The sequence below is a fragment of the Dyadobacter sp. OTU695 genome, from assembly GCF_038440355.1.
In the GTDB taxonomy this organism is placed as follows: Bacteria; Bacteroidota; Bacteroidia; order Cytophagales; family Spirosomataceae; genus Dyadobacter.
The window spans coordinates 212599-225059 of the sequence record NZ_JASATN010000004.1 but is presented as its reverse complement, the minus strand read 5'-3'; the positions used below and the strand labels follow the sequence as shown (position 1 = coordinate 225059).

The 12461-nt window shown below is 50.7% G+C and carries 11 protein-coding genes; 3 read left to right on the top strand and 8 right to left on the bottom strand.

What is annotated here, in order from left to right:
- Window positions 1-33: 33 nt before the first annotated feature.
- The 4 genes from AAHB90_RS11055 to AAHB90_RS11040 form a co-directional block, all read right to left on the bottom strand.
- Complete coding sequence (locus tag AAHB90_RS11055) at window positions 34-615, bottom strand: RNA polymerase sigma factor (RefSeq protein WP_342085093.1); 582 nt, start codon at window positions 613-615, stop codon at window positions 34-36.
- Between the two features lie 162 nt (window positions 616-777).
- Window positions 778-1272, bottom strand: a complete 495-nt coding sequence (locus tag AAHB90_RS11050; RefSeq protein WP_342085091.1) for a GNAT family N-acetyltransferase — start codon at window positions 1270-1272, stop codon at window positions 778-780.
- Between the two features lie 23 nt (window positions 1273-1295).
- Entirely contained in the window at window positions 1296-1826 is a 531-nt protein-coding gene (locus tag AAHB90_RS11045) for a DUF6428 family protein (protein WP_342085090.1), read from the bottom strand.
- Window positions 1827-1879: 53 nt separating this feature from the next.
- Window positions 1880-2209, bottom strand: coding sequence for an ArsR/SmtB family transcription factor (locus tag AAHB90_RS11040; RefSeq protein WP_342085089.1), 330 nt, complete (start codon window positions 2207-2209; stop codon window positions 1880-1882).
- Between the two features lie 148 nt (window positions 2210-2357).
- Here AAHB90_RS11040 and AAHB90_RS11035 point away from each other — a divergent pair, with 148 nt between their 5' ends.
- The 3 genes from AAHB90_RS11035 to AAHB90_RS11025 all read left to right on the top strand — a co-directional run bounded on the left by AAHB90_RS11035 (window position 2358) and on the right by AAHB90_RS11025 (window position 8330).
- Entirely contained in the window at window positions 2358-2684 is a 327-nt protein-coding gene (locus AAHB90_RS11035) for a DUF6660 family protein (RefSeq protein WP_342085088.1), read from the top strand.
- 87 nt (window positions 2685-2771) lie between these two features.
- Complete coding sequence (locus AAHB90_RS11030) at window positions 2772-7091, top strand: CusA/CzcA family heavy metal efflux RND transporter (protein ID WP_342085087.1); 4320 nt, start codon at window positions 2772-2774, stop codon at window positions 7089-7091.
- Between the two features lie 3 nt (window positions 7092-7094).
- Complete coding sequence (locus AAHB90_RS11025) at window positions 7095-8330, top strand: efflux RND transporter periplasmic adaptor subunit (protein WP_342085086.1); 1236 nt, start codon at window positions 7095-7097, stop codon at window positions 8328-8330.
- Window positions 8331-8362: 32 nt separating this feature from the next.
- Here the strand turns inward: AAHB90_RS11025 and AAHB90_RS11020 are convergent, their stop codons facing one another.
- From AAHB90_RS11020 to AAHB90_RS11005, 4 genes are all read right to left on the bottom strand, one after another.
- On the bottom strand, window positions 8363-9091 hold the full coding sequence (locus AAHB90_RS11020) for a DUF2490 domain-containing protein (protein ID WP_342085085.1): 729 nt from the start codon (window positions 9089-9091) through the stop codon (window positions 8363-8365).
- Window positions 9092-9105: 14 nt separating this feature from the next.
- A complete protein-coding gene (locus tag AAHB90_RS11015; protein ID WP_342085084.1) occupies window positions 9106-10293 on the bottom strand; it encodes a chromate transporter in 1188 nt (395 codons plus the stop codon).
- A 64-nt stretch (window positions 10294-10357) separates the two neighbouring features.
- The gene (locus AAHB90_RS11010) at window positions 10358-11203 is read right to left on the bottom strand and encodes a chromate resistance protein ChrB domain-containing protein (RefSeq protein WP_342085082.1); all 846 of its coding nucleotides are present in this window, start codon (window positions 11201-11203) and stop codon (window positions 10358-10360) included.
- 37 nt (window positions 11204-11240) lie between these two features.
- Window positions 11241-12365 (bottom strand): TlpA disulfide reductase family protein, encoded by a 1125-nt coding sequence (locus AAHB90_RS11005; protein ID WP_342085080.1) that lies wholly within the window; start codon window positions 12363-12365, stop codon window positions 11241-11243.
- Between the last annotated feature and the right edge of the window lie 96 nt (window positions 12366-12461).

The following is a 12461-nucleotide window of genomic DNA, read 5'->3' as shown; positions in this document are numbered from 1 at the left end:
CATAGATGACAGAAATCGAAAATAGTACTCAGTTTAACCCAAAAAAATATTAAAAAAGTGAATAACGGGAAGAATGATCCAACCACGCAGCTTTTCCACCGCCCGAAAAACCAGGTTTTTTGCCGACTGGGTGTTCATTTGCAAAATATCGCCGATCTGGCTGTAATTCAGATTCTCAATAAAACGCAGCTTGATCGCTTCCTGCTGCCGCTGGGGCAATTTCGAAACAAGGGCAATAAGTTTGTCCTGGCGGGAGGCGGCCATGTCAAGCTCTCCGAGTATTTCAAAATCCTCGCTGTCAAACACTTCCAGATCGATCTCTGACAATGGGGTGAAGGGCCGTTCCTTTCTCTCCAGCAGATGCATGATGCGCGTTTTCAATGCCTTGATAAGATAGTACTTCACATGTACCGGCACCGACAGACGCTCGCGCTTGATCCACAATTCCGTGAACACATCATGGATACAATCCATCACAAATGCATCAGAGGCGGCCACCAGACTTGACCCGTAGCGGAACATGTCCTTGATATAAAGACGGTAAAGCCTCGTATAGGCCTCCTCGTCCCCGTCCTGAAACGCTTTCCAGAGCTCTTGATCGGTTAATTCCGGCAAAGTAAAGTTGGTTGGGTTAGGTTTTTGAGATAACCGGCAACGATCGCCTGGTGTGGCTGCCACGTTACCTGCATTAAGAGACGGCCATTCCGCCTATTTACTCTGAACCGCTCCCCGGCATTGCTTAGCGGTTTGCCTCTGCAATTCTTTTCATGCTCGGTATTAGTTAATTCCGATGGTTTTACTCCGGCGTTCCAGCAGATTGACGTCCCGCCAGACGCCTTTCATTTTTCCAATTTTTTCACGGTACCCGATGATGCGGAAACCGTTTCTTTCATGCAGTCTGATGCTTGCCGGATTTTCCGGAAAGATTCCCGCCTGCAAAGTCCAATATCCCTTTTGCTCGCTCTCGGTGATTAGATATTTCAATAGCTGATCACCTATTTTCTGCCCCCGGTAAGCTTCGGCAACATAGATGCTTACTTCGGCTACCCCCGCATACACGCAGCGACCTGAAACGGGCGTCAAAGCGGCCCATCCAGCCACTTCGCCATTGCCAGCCACGGCCACATACCGCAGATCCGCGACATGGGACTGGTCCCATACCTCCCACCCGGGCGGACTTGTTTCAAGGGTAGCCTGGCCTGTTTCGATGCCCTGGGCGTAAATTTCCCTTACGGCAGACCAATCATCGGGTACTAGTTCTCTGATTGTCATAAATAGCTCGTTAAAGTCGTCAATTAACAACATCCGCCGCCCGGCGTACAGCACGAAGCTTCCTGACCCGCTGCAACCAACTCAGGCCCGGCTGACGGTACACCGCAGCTTTGATTGCGAGAGAGCGCCTTACATTGCGTAAAGTCGGGAACCAGGTTTACCGTAAATGTCTCGCCTTCTGTGACAAATTCGCCCGGATACATTTGCCGCGTATCAAACTTTGAATTTCCGAATTCGATTTTCACGACCGCTTTCGGGTTCAAAGGCAACGTTTTTTCAACAACATTAACAATTTTGAGCGCCTTGCCAACTTTCATCGAACGCTCAGCTTCTTTAACCGAAGGCTCCCATAGCTGCACAACCACCTCTGTCCAGCTATTCATCTGACCACCACAATCGACCGACACAATCGGCGCCTGTTTGATCTCGGTGATATGATATGAGCTGTCCACAAACTTCCCTGCCTCATATTCGAATTGCAGGTGCAGGTCGGGGTTTTGTTCGAGCGTGTTTTTGAAATCGCCCCACGTCATTGGATTTAATTGGTTTGTCATGACTCTCGTTGTTTAATGTAATATTACGATTAATATGCTCAAAAAAATAGCTGTTAGTTACAGCAGTTGGCCCCCTCAAAGGATTCCAGTATCGAGCCGAACGCCTGCCTTGCCTCTTCCCAAACCGCTGGGTTAATGCAGTAGCAAACGCGGGGCGGATTGATCTCTCCCTGGATGATTCCAATCCGTTTCAACTCCTTTAAATGCTGCGAGACTGTTGCCTGGGCCAGTTCCAGTTCATCCACCAGATCACCGCAAACGCAGGCCTTGCGAGCAATCAGCAATTGCAAAATGGCCACCCGCGCCGGATGAGCAAATGCTTTTGCCAGATCGGCAATGCGGTTCTGCCGCTCGGTAAATATTTCAGTTTTCGTCAATCCCATACTGCAAACATAGCACAAAAAATACAAATCGCAATATTGCGATAATATATTTTTTAAGGGGTATGCGGGCAGGGCTGTGACGACATCGCAAATCGCCTTTTTTGTTTTTGCCTACCTGTTGCATGTTTCTCTGCCGTAGATTTGCGCCATGAAATTTTCGCTGATCATATTGGCTTTTTACGTTGCGGTCCTCTCCTGCTTTCCATGCCAGGATGCACCCGCTCGTCTGGCCCATGATAGCAGCCCGCAAGCCGGATTGGTACATGCTGACGCTGGTCACATGGATCAGCCGGGGGATTTCTGCTCACCTTTTTGCATTTGTTCCTGTTGCGCGAGCGTAAGCATGCCGCCGATGGTTTTCGGGTTTGTACTTCCTTCACCTTTGCCGGAGAATCCGGAGAAATCTTTTCAATACAAAGCTTCGTTTAATCAGACCAATGCCCATTTGATCTGGCAGCCGCCGCGCCTGGTGTAACCCGCTGCGTTTTCGGTTTGGTCTCTTCACTTGTCCTGACACAGGTGTAGCAGGCTATTTCTGCACACTTTTCACGTTACATTCAAAATGTTGGATAGAATCATTCATTTTTCGATCCGCAATAAGCTTATCGTGGGCATTTTTACGCTCGGGCTTGTTGTGTGGGGGCTTTGGAGCGCGTCGCAGATTCCTGTTGACGCCGTGCCCGACATTACCAATAATCAGGTACAAGTCATCACGCTGACGCCTACCCTGGCCGCACAGGAAACCGAGCAGCTGGTGACCTACCCTATCGAACAAAGCCTGGCCAACCTGCCCGACCTGGTTGAAATGCGCTCAATTTCCCGGTTCGGATTGTCGGTTATCACGGTCGTTTTCGAAGACGGCATCGATATATACTTCGCCCGTCAGCTTATCAATGAAAAGCTGAAAGAGGCGGAGCAGAAAATCCCAAGAGGCCTCGGAACGCCCGAACTCGCCCCGGTTAGCACGGGCCTTGGAGAGGTCTATCAATATGTTATTCATCCCAAAAAGGGCTCAGAGAATAAGTACTCGGCAATGGACCTGCGTACCATGCAGGACTGGATCGTCGCCCGTCAGCTTTACGGTACCAAAGGCGTTGCCGAAGTGAACAGTTTTGGCGGCCTTCTCAAACAGTACGAGGTAGCCGTAAACCCTCAGAGGCTGAAAGGAATGAACGTCACAATCGCCGATATTTTTACCGCCCTGGCAAAAAACAATGAGAACACGGGCGGAGCGTATATCGACAAAAAACCCAACGCATACTTCATCCGCGGCATCGGGCTTGTCTCCTCGTTGGATGATATCCGGACTATCGTTGTCAAAAATGTGAACGGTATCCCCGTGCTGGTCCGCGACGTAGCCGACGTACGTTTAGGCAATGCCGTTCGCTATGGATCGGTGACCTACAATGGGGAAAAAGAAGTTGTCGGGGGCATTGTCATGATGCTGAAAGGCTCCAACAGCGCTGCGGTAGTCGAGCGGGTCAAAGCCAAAATGCTGACGATCAAAAAATCGCTCCCCGCCGATGTGGAAGTCGAAGCCTATCTGGACAGGACAGACCTGGTCGACAGGGCCGTGAGTACGGTCAGAACTAACCTGATTGAAGGGGCGCTGATCGTTATTTTTGTACTTGTGCTGTTCCTGGGCAATCTACGCGCCGGGCTGATCGTCGCCTCTGCCATCCCGCTCGCTATGCTTTTCGCGCTGGGTATGATGAACGCGTTTGGTGTCTCCGCTAACCTGATGAGCCTTGGCGCGATCGATTTCGGGTTAATTGTCGACGGCGCGGTAATCATCGTCGAGGCCGTACTGCATCATCTGGCGCTTCGAAAAACAGCAGAAAAACTTACCCAGGATGAAATGGACCAGGAAGTCTTTGAATCTGCTTCAAAGATCCGGAGCAGCGCGGCATTTGGCGAGATTATCATTATGATCGTCTACATCCCTATACTTTCACTGGTAGGCATCGAGGGGAAAATGTTCAGGCCAATGGCAGAAACGGTATCCTTCGCCATCCTGGGGGCGCTCGTCTTGTCGTTAACTTACATTCCGATGATGGCAGCGCTGGTCTTGCCGAAGACCATTTCATCTACAAAGACCCTTTCCGACAGGATGATGGACCGCATTCAGGCTGCCTATCAACCCATTCTTGTCCTTGCGATCCGTTTTCGCATAGCGATCGTTTCGGCAACGGTAGCCGTTCTTGCAGTGACCATCTTCCTATTCTCACAAATGGGTGGCGAGTTCATCCCCCAACTCGAAGAAGGGGACTATGCATTCCACTGTATCCTACCCCAGGGGACATCTCTGACACAAAGTGTAGAAACGTCCATGCAGGCCAGCAGGATTATCAAATCATTTCCGGAAGTAAAAATGGTCGTTGGAAAAACAGGTAGCGCCGAGGTACCCACCGATCCGATGCCTCCGGAAGCAACCGACCTCATTGTCGTCCTCAAACCCAAGGACCAGTGGACCACCACCGAAAGCTACACCGAACTGGCCAATATGATCCAGGAAAAGCTGGAAGTGATCCCGGGTGTATTTTTTGAACCCAACCAGCCCATTCAAATGCGTTTTAACGAGCTGATGACGGGCGTCAGACAGGATGTCGCCATCAAGATTTTTGGAGAAAACATCGATACGCTGGCTGCCATCGCCCCGAAGGTGGCCCAGGCATTGCAAAGTGTACAGGGCGCAACCAGCCCTCAGATCGAACGCACCACAGGGCTTCCGCAAATCACGATCCAGTACGACCGCGCCAAAATCGCCGCTTACGGAATGAATATCGGGGATATCAACCAAACCGTCCGCACGGCATTCGCAGGCGAGGCCGCAGGCGTAGTCTTTGAAAACGAACGCAAGTTTGATCTGGTCGTTCGCCTGGATAGCGCCAATCGCTCTTCGATCAAGGACGTCAGCGACCTTTTTGTGGCCATGGCCGACGGAACGCAGATTCCGCTTTCGCAAGTTGCTTCGATATCCTTCAAGGAAGGGCCCGCGCAGATCAGTCGTGAAGATGGCAAACGTCGTATCGTGGTCGGTTTCAACGTACGTGGCCGGGATGTTCAAAGTGTTGTAGAGGATATCCAGGCCAGGCTCTCGGCCGCTAACCTGCTTCCTACGGGCTATTACTACACCTACGGCGGCACATTTGAAAACTTGCAAAAAGCAACGGCCCGGCTGCAAATCGCAGTACCGATCGCACTGGCTCTCATTTTCATACTGCTTTACTTCACATTCGGTTCGTTCAAAGAATCGCTGCTGATCTATACGGCGATCCCGATGAGCGCGATCGGAGGCGTCTTTGCATTGCTGCTCAGGGGCATGCCATTCAGTATTTCGGCGGGAGTGGGCTTCATCGCGCTCTTTGGTGTCGCTGTGCTGAATGGCATTGTACTGATCAGCACGTTCAACCAGCTCGAAAAAAGCGGTTTCGACAAGCTTATCCCACGTGTTCTGGAGGGAACTAAAATGCGGCTAAGGCCGGTGTTGATGACAGCCACTGTGGCCTCGCTGGGCTTTCTTCCTATGGCGTTTTCTACCGGGGCCGGCGGTGAAGTGCAAAAACCTCTGGCAACCGTCGTAATCGGCGGGCTTGTCTCAGCTACCTTTTTGACGCTGGTCGTCCTGCCGTTGCTTTACATCCTGTTTGAAAAGCCAAAAGGGAAAATAGCCGGTGCAGCCGCCGCCATGTGCGCGTTGCTCCTGACGACATCCGGCCATGCGCGGGCACAGCATACCACGCTCCCCGACCAACGCGTACGGATCGAGCAGCTTCTGGACGCCAGCAAATCCAACCTGGAACTGGAAGTGAACAGAAAAGCTGTGCAACAAGGGGAATACCAGGTCAAATCCGCTGGCCTGATCCCTAAAACCGGTGTTTTTGCAGAGAATGAAGACCTCAGGCCAACAGACAGCAGGGGTATTTTAAAAATCGGTCTTTCTCAAAGCCTACCCTGGCCCGGACTTTATAAATCTCAAAAGAACCTTTACCAACAACAGCTTGAGGCCACAAAAGTGAGCGGCACGCTGATCGGCACGAACCTGAAAAGAGAGATTCGCTCGGTATACTACCAGCTTTGGTATTTGCAGGATAAAGGTAAACTTCTGCAAAGCCTGGACAGCATTTACATAGCGCTCAATCAGACGACAAAACTCCGGGTCCGCACCGGCGATACGCCCGGCCTGGATAGCGTCGCATCAACCGCCCGTTCGCGTGAGCTGAAAGCGTTCATCGCCCAGACTACAACCGAGGTGCGGATCCAGCAACAACTTCTGATGCAACTGCTGAATGTCGAACAGCGCTACCTGCCGGCCGATAGTGCGCTGCAAAAGCTGCCATTGCCTGAATCGGTCTCACAGGCACCCCACCCGCTGATCGAGCTTGAAAAAAGGAATCTTGCCATTGCCGGCGCCGGCGTCGCTGTAGCCCGGAACGAGAACAGGCCGGATTTTTCGGGCCGGTTCTTTTCCCAGCGCTTGTACGGGCTCAGCGATCCGTACACCGGGTTTTCCGTGACCGCGGCTTTCCCGATCCTGGGTTCGGGCGCTTATCGTAACCGCGTGAAAGCGGCGAAGGCACAGGTCGACGTTCAGCAAAGCCAGCTCACCTATGCAGAGCAGCTGTTGCAGATGCAATTAGCCCAGACCCGGCAGGAGGTTGAAAAAAACCTGGCTTTGTTGGACTACTATGAAACAACCGGACTTGCGCAGGCTGCGGAAATTATCAAATCATCGACCCTTGCTTACCGGCAGGGAGAGATCAGTTTTGCGGAACTGTCGCAATTTCTCACGCAGGCAATCGACATCCGTCGCAACTACCTGGATAGTCTGAATGCTTACAACCAGTCGGTTATACAATTCAATTATTTTCTGAATCGATAAAAAATGAAAAAGCTATTAATCATAAAGAGCCTGCTTTTTTCCCTGCTTCTTCTTGCTTGTTGCAAAGGAGAAAAAGGCGCAGACCAGAAAGAAGAACTGAAAGCAGATTTGCCTGCCGAGGAAAGTGACCATGAGACGCATACAAACCCCGGCACAACCAGCTTAACTGCCGGACAAATCAAAAGCATCGGCGTGGAAATGGGTTTGATCGAAGAAAAGGAGCTCACCGCGGCGCTCAAAGCGAACGGTACCCTGAAAGTCCCCAATCAGAACAGGGCGACGGTCAACACCCTGTACAACGGCGTAATCCAGACATTGCGGATACAGCCCGGCGAGAACGTTAAAAAAGGGCAGATTATCGCCACGCTTGCCAATCCCGATTTCATGCGGTTGCAGGAAGAATATGTCGCGGTAAATGACCGGATCGAATTGGCTGAGCTTGAATACAACCGTCAGAAGGAACTCTCGGCAGGAAATGCGGGCGCATTGAAAAATTTTCAAACGGCGGCCACGGAAATGAAAACACTCCGGACGCGCATTAACACATTGACCCAACAGATCCGGCTCATGGGCATCAATCCGTCGAAAATCAGCAGCGGAAAGCTGGTTTCCGTCCTTTCCGTTAAAAGTCCCATATCCGGAGTGGTAAGCAGCGTTACTGCCCAGATTGGCAGCTATGTGGATTTAACCTCGCCCATTGCCGAAATCGTCGACAACAGCCAGCTTCACCTGGATCTGTTCGTTTATGAAAAGGACCTGCCCAAAATCCGCAACAACCAGATTATCCACTTCACCCTCACTAACGCGCCCGGCAAGGAATACGACGCCCGGATTTTCTCCCTGGGGTCTTCTTTTGAAGGCGAAAGCAAAGCCGTTTCGGTACATGCGAAAGTGATGGGCAATAAAACAGGCCTGATCGACGGTATGAACATTACTGCGGCCGTAAGTCTTGAAAAAGCCACGGTTCCGGCTGTACCCACCGACGCGGTCGTCAATTACCAGGGACAGGATTACATTTTCATCGCTGCCGCCCCGCACGACCAATCAAAAAAGGACGAAGAGATCGAAGTTCAAGAGATTACCTTCGAAAAAATACCCGTCGCGAAAGGCACGACCGATATTGGCTACACTGAAATCACATTGTTGAAACCTATCCCAAAGAATGCAAGGGTGGTAGTCAAAGGGGCGTTTTTCGTGCTGGCTAAAATGACCAACTCGGGCGGGGAGCATGAGCATTGACCGCTGACAGTTCCCCCGTCCCGGGGAAGTCGTCAGCGACGGAAATCCAGATTATGAAACGCGAAAATGCGTAACACGTTGTTACTGTTGAAATGGTTGCCCGACGGCAGCTGCTGGAACTGGTTCATATAGCCTGCCTGAATGTTCAAACCTTTGGTGAACTGATAACCCAATCCAAAGAATAGCCGGTTCTGGTCGAATAGGTTATAGGTAATTTGTTTTCCGGCATTAATGTGAATCTCATCATTAAAGGCAAAGAAAAGCGTGTTAGGTTCAATAAAATCGCGGTTCAAAGGCACCATCAGGTTTATCAGGTACCGGAAGCGGAAGTTAAAATTGTAGCCGTCTTGGAGCTGGTCATTGGCGATTTTCCGGTTAAAGCGCTCTTCGATGCGTATCCACTGCTGGGTTTGCAGACGCTTTTGCCTGCTGGTCCAAAGCACCTGCTGCCATAGTCTGTTTTCAGGGCGGACCGTATGAAGCCCTGCCGCTGGATAGCTTCGGGCGTAAGCATACCCCACCGTGAAGCGCAGGTGGTCGTTTGCGAAATAGGTTACACCCGGCCGGATGATCTGAGTCGCCCACCGGTCGAGAAAATCCGTGCGCCTGGCGTGGACGTCCAGCCATAAACCCCACTTGTTGGAAAGCCTTGTCTGGTTGAAATAGCCCAGCCAGACACCGCTGAGCTTGTTGACCTGCTTCTGCGCGAGGGCAGGGACTGAAAAGAGTAAAATGAGTGCCAGTAAATATTTTTTGGTCATTGGAAAGGATAAGATTATAAATAAGTTTTAATGCAATAGCCGATGATGGCCGCAGCCAGGATAATGTAAGGCTCCTGGATTTTTTTGAGATAAACCAGTGCTAAAATCGATGCCAGCGCTATAACCGCCGATGTGAGATCGACAATAGACCGAGTGGCAATCACCACCACCGATCCTACCAGCGCGCCCACAACCGCCGCGGTGATCCCATCCACAAATGCCTTGATGCTTTCATTTTTGGATATCTTCCTGAAATAGGGCGCTGGAAGCACTGTGAATACAAAACATGGGAGAAATACGCCCAATGCCGCTACACTTGCACCGGCAAACCCGGAGACCAGAAAACCGATAAACCCGACGGTAATCACGACAGGTCCCGGCGTGATCATGGCCACAGCGACCGAATCCAAAAATTGCTGCTCATTCAGCCAGCCCATTTCGCCTACCACGCCGGCTTGTAAAAACGGAATAATGGCCAGTCCGCTTCCGAACACGAATGCACCCGCTTCCGTAAAAAACAGCCCCAGCTGCCAGAGTTTTGTGGCATCAAACTGCCAGAACCCCGCGCCGACCAAAAGCACAACAGATGGCAAAGTACTCTGCCTTCTGATCCACTTCGGTGGTGCTTTAATGATCATGTAAACCAGGCCCAGGATAATAAAAAGCCAAACCTCCTCCCGCTGGGTTATCGCTGTCGCAACTGCCGTTACAATGAAGAACAACCACAGTAGCCAGCGGCTTTTGATGGCCTGCGCTTCCAGTTTGCCGACCGACTTGATGGTAAGCTTATAGCAGCTTAGTGTAATTATGCCGATCACCGCGGAGCCTACCCCATAGAATACCGATTGCATCCAGGCAAGGCCGCCGTACAACTTATAGGCAATCCCGAGCAGCACCACCATGATGAACGAGGGAAGCACAAAGCTCAAACCCGTAAGCGTAGCGCCCCAAACCCCGTAGTGGACATACCCCAGGTAGATACCCAGCTGTGCGGCAAGAGGGCCGGGCGCAAGTTGCGCGAGCGCCAGCCCCTCCCGGTACTCTTCTTCGGTGATCCACTTGCGCTCTTCGACCAGATCCCGGTGCATATAGCCGACCAGGGCTACGGGCCCGCCAAAGCCAAGGGTTCCGAGTCTGAGAAAGTACTTGGTAAGCGCTGTCAGGCTGTATCGAACTGTTTCAGGGTGCGTCAGGGTTTCCATACCCGCAATACTAGCCAGTCGAGAACTCAAAAAATAGAACAGAAATAACCCTTTTGTACAAAGTTTACTTTTTGGCCAAAGATTTTCGAAAAGCGGATGGATTTTGCCCTGTGTGCTGCTTGAATATGCGGTTGAAATGGCTTTGGTCTGAAAAGCCGGTCAGGTAAGCGATCTCAGCCAGACTGTTTGAGGTATTGGTAAGCAATTCAATAGCCTTCTCGATGCGCAGCTTTCTGATGTAGTCTCCGAAAGACATATCGCTGAAATACTTGGAAAACTCCCGTGAAACGTAGGCAGGATTCATATCGAGCCCCGCGGCAACTTCTTTCAGGCTCAAATTCAGATTGGTGTCGATCTGATCCTGGATAATTTCTTTGAGCTGTCTGGCCCATTCCGGGGCCTTGCCGCGTTGTAACGACTTCTCCCGGTTATAGGCGTTAAAAACTTCGAGCAAAAGCTTTTCCGTCGGACTTTGGGTGTGCCTTTGCTTTTGCAAATGCTTCGCCCAGCTGTACAGGGCATCGTAAATCAACATTCCTTTTTCCAGCAGCTCATAGTCATCACCGAAGTTGAAACTCAGTCCCGCCGAAATAGCCCAAAGCCCCGAGCTCTGCGCTGCCATCGAATGTGCATCGGTATCGGCTCCCCGGATTACCGGAGCCATGTCCTTAACTGCCGGATCGTCTATATTGAATTTTTCGATGAAGTAATCGAAAGTACAACGATCTTCATAGTGGGTAAACTCCACGCCGGGAATGTCAAACGGGATCGCATCCAGCTCGGCTGCCTTGGTTTGGACCTGCTCAAAAGGCACATAATAGAAAATTGCATCCGGATCGATGAACCTTCTGATCAGCCAGGGGCAAGCAATCCTGTCGATTTTGGGACGCTCTCGGGTAATCCACTTCATACTTATTTGCGATTCGCATTTGTTCACCACAAATATGTCACTTTTTCCCGCCCAGTATTTCTGATAGCTTCCGATTAAGTTCTGGTCCCCGCAAATCTTTCGCGACGATCTTTCCATCGGGATCTACCAGGAAATTTTTAGGGACCGATTCCACGCCGTACAATTTGCAGACCTGATTGTCCCAACCTTTCAAATCGGAAACCTGGGTCCAGGGCAGGCCATCCTTTTTAATTGCATTTAGCCAGGCGTTTTTCGCCGTCAGCTTGTCCAGTGAAATGCCCAGTACCGTAAAGTTCTGGTCTTTATACTGTTCATAGGCTTTCACCAGGTTGGGATTTTCCGCCCTGCAAGGGCCGCACCAGCTCGCCCAGAAGTCGATCAGAACATATTTACCCCTGAAATCCTTCAATGACACGGCCCTGCCCGCCGTGTCGGCTTGTGTAAATTCGGGCGCGGGCGCACCAATGCTCACTTTCGTCAGTCTATCGAGCTTATCAGCGTAAACCCTACCTAGCGCGCTATTACGGACCGACTCACTAAGGCTTTGAAAAAGGGGGTTAACAACAGCCAGATCGGTGTTCTGGCCAGCCACATTAGCGATCGCAAAAACAGCTGCCATATTATCCGGATTGTCTTTTGTAAAATCAAGGTAAGCCTTCTTTAGCTGTTCACTCGAAGATTGCCTTTTAGTATCCCATGTCTTTTGAAATTCCGGATCCTGTTTTTTCTCCGGCGAGGCAGCGATAGCTGCTTGCATAGCCTGGTTGTATTTTCGCAGGTCAGTCTCAATTACATCGGTGATCTTTTTTAATACTGCAAAGTCGGCATTTAATTTCCCCGCGCTCACGGTGGCGTTGTGCAACGAGTCCTTGCTTTCCACTTTGATCTTACCCGGCTCGATGAAAAAATCCAGTCGGTTATTGTCGGGGACCGAAAACAGAATCGCTTTCATGGGCGTTTGAGTATTGCCGTTAAAACTAAAAACCCCGTCCTTCACCGCTGTCGAATCAATCCGGACAGTCTCGGATATGATATCAGCAATGTAGAAGTAAATTTTGTTGGACTTTGTGTTTTCCAGCTTACCCTGGATGGTGTAGCCGTCACTTTGCGCAATCGAAACCTGTGACCATAGCAGGATAATAAGCAAACATGTGCATCTCATAGCCGGAATGTTTAAGGTTAGAACTTGTCACTTATAGGTAACAAAAGGAAACATTCCTGCCAAATTACTGGTTATGAGTAAATACGTATAGCATCA

What these genes read in the sequence shown, in the direction of transcription:
- AAHB90_RS11030 (WP_342085087.1), top strand. Translation starts at nt 2,772, where the DNA reads ATGTTGGATAGAATCATTCATTTTTCGATCCGCAATAAGCTTATCGTG.
- AAHB90_RS11010 (WP_342085082.1), bottom strand. Translation starts at nt 11,203, where the DNA reads ATGAAGTGGATTACCCGAGAGCGTCCCAAAATCGACAGGATTGCTTGC.
- AAHB90_RS11035 (WP_342085088.1), top strand. Translation starts at nt 2,358, where the DNA reads ATGAAATTTTCGCTGATCATATTGGCTTTTTACGTTGCGGTCCTCTCC.
- AAHB90_RS11050 (WP_342085091.1), bottom strand. Translation starts at nt 1,272, where the DNA reads ATGACAATCAGAGAACTAGTACCCGATGATTGGTCTGCCGTAAGGGAA.
- AAHB90_RS11015 (WP_342085084.1), bottom strand. Translation starts at nt 10,293, where the DNA reads ATGGAAACCCTGACGCACCCTGAAACAGTTCGATACAGCCTGACAGCG.
- AAHB90_RS11025 (WP_342085086.1), top strand. Translation starts at nt 7,095, where the DNA reads ATGAAAAAGCTATTAATCATAAAGAGCCTGCTTTTTTCCCTGCTTCTT.
- AAHB90_RS11005 (WP_342085080.1), bottom strand. Translation starts at nt 12,365, where the DNA reads ATGAGATGCACATGTTTGCTTATTATCCTGCTATGGTCACAGGTTTCG.
- AAHB90_RS11040 (WP_342085089.1), bottom strand. Translation starts at nt 2,209, where the DNA reads ATGGGATTGACGAAAACTGAAATATTTACCGAGCGGCAGAACCGCATT.
- AAHB90_RS11045 (WP_342085090.1), bottom strand. Translation starts at nt 1,826, where the DNA reads ATGACAAACCAATTAAATCCAATGACGTGGGGCGATTTCAAAAACACG.
- AAHB90_RS11020 (WP_342085085.1), bottom strand. Translation starts at nt 9,091, where the DNA reads ATGACCAAAAAATATTTACTGGCACTCATTTTACTCTTTTCAGTCCCT.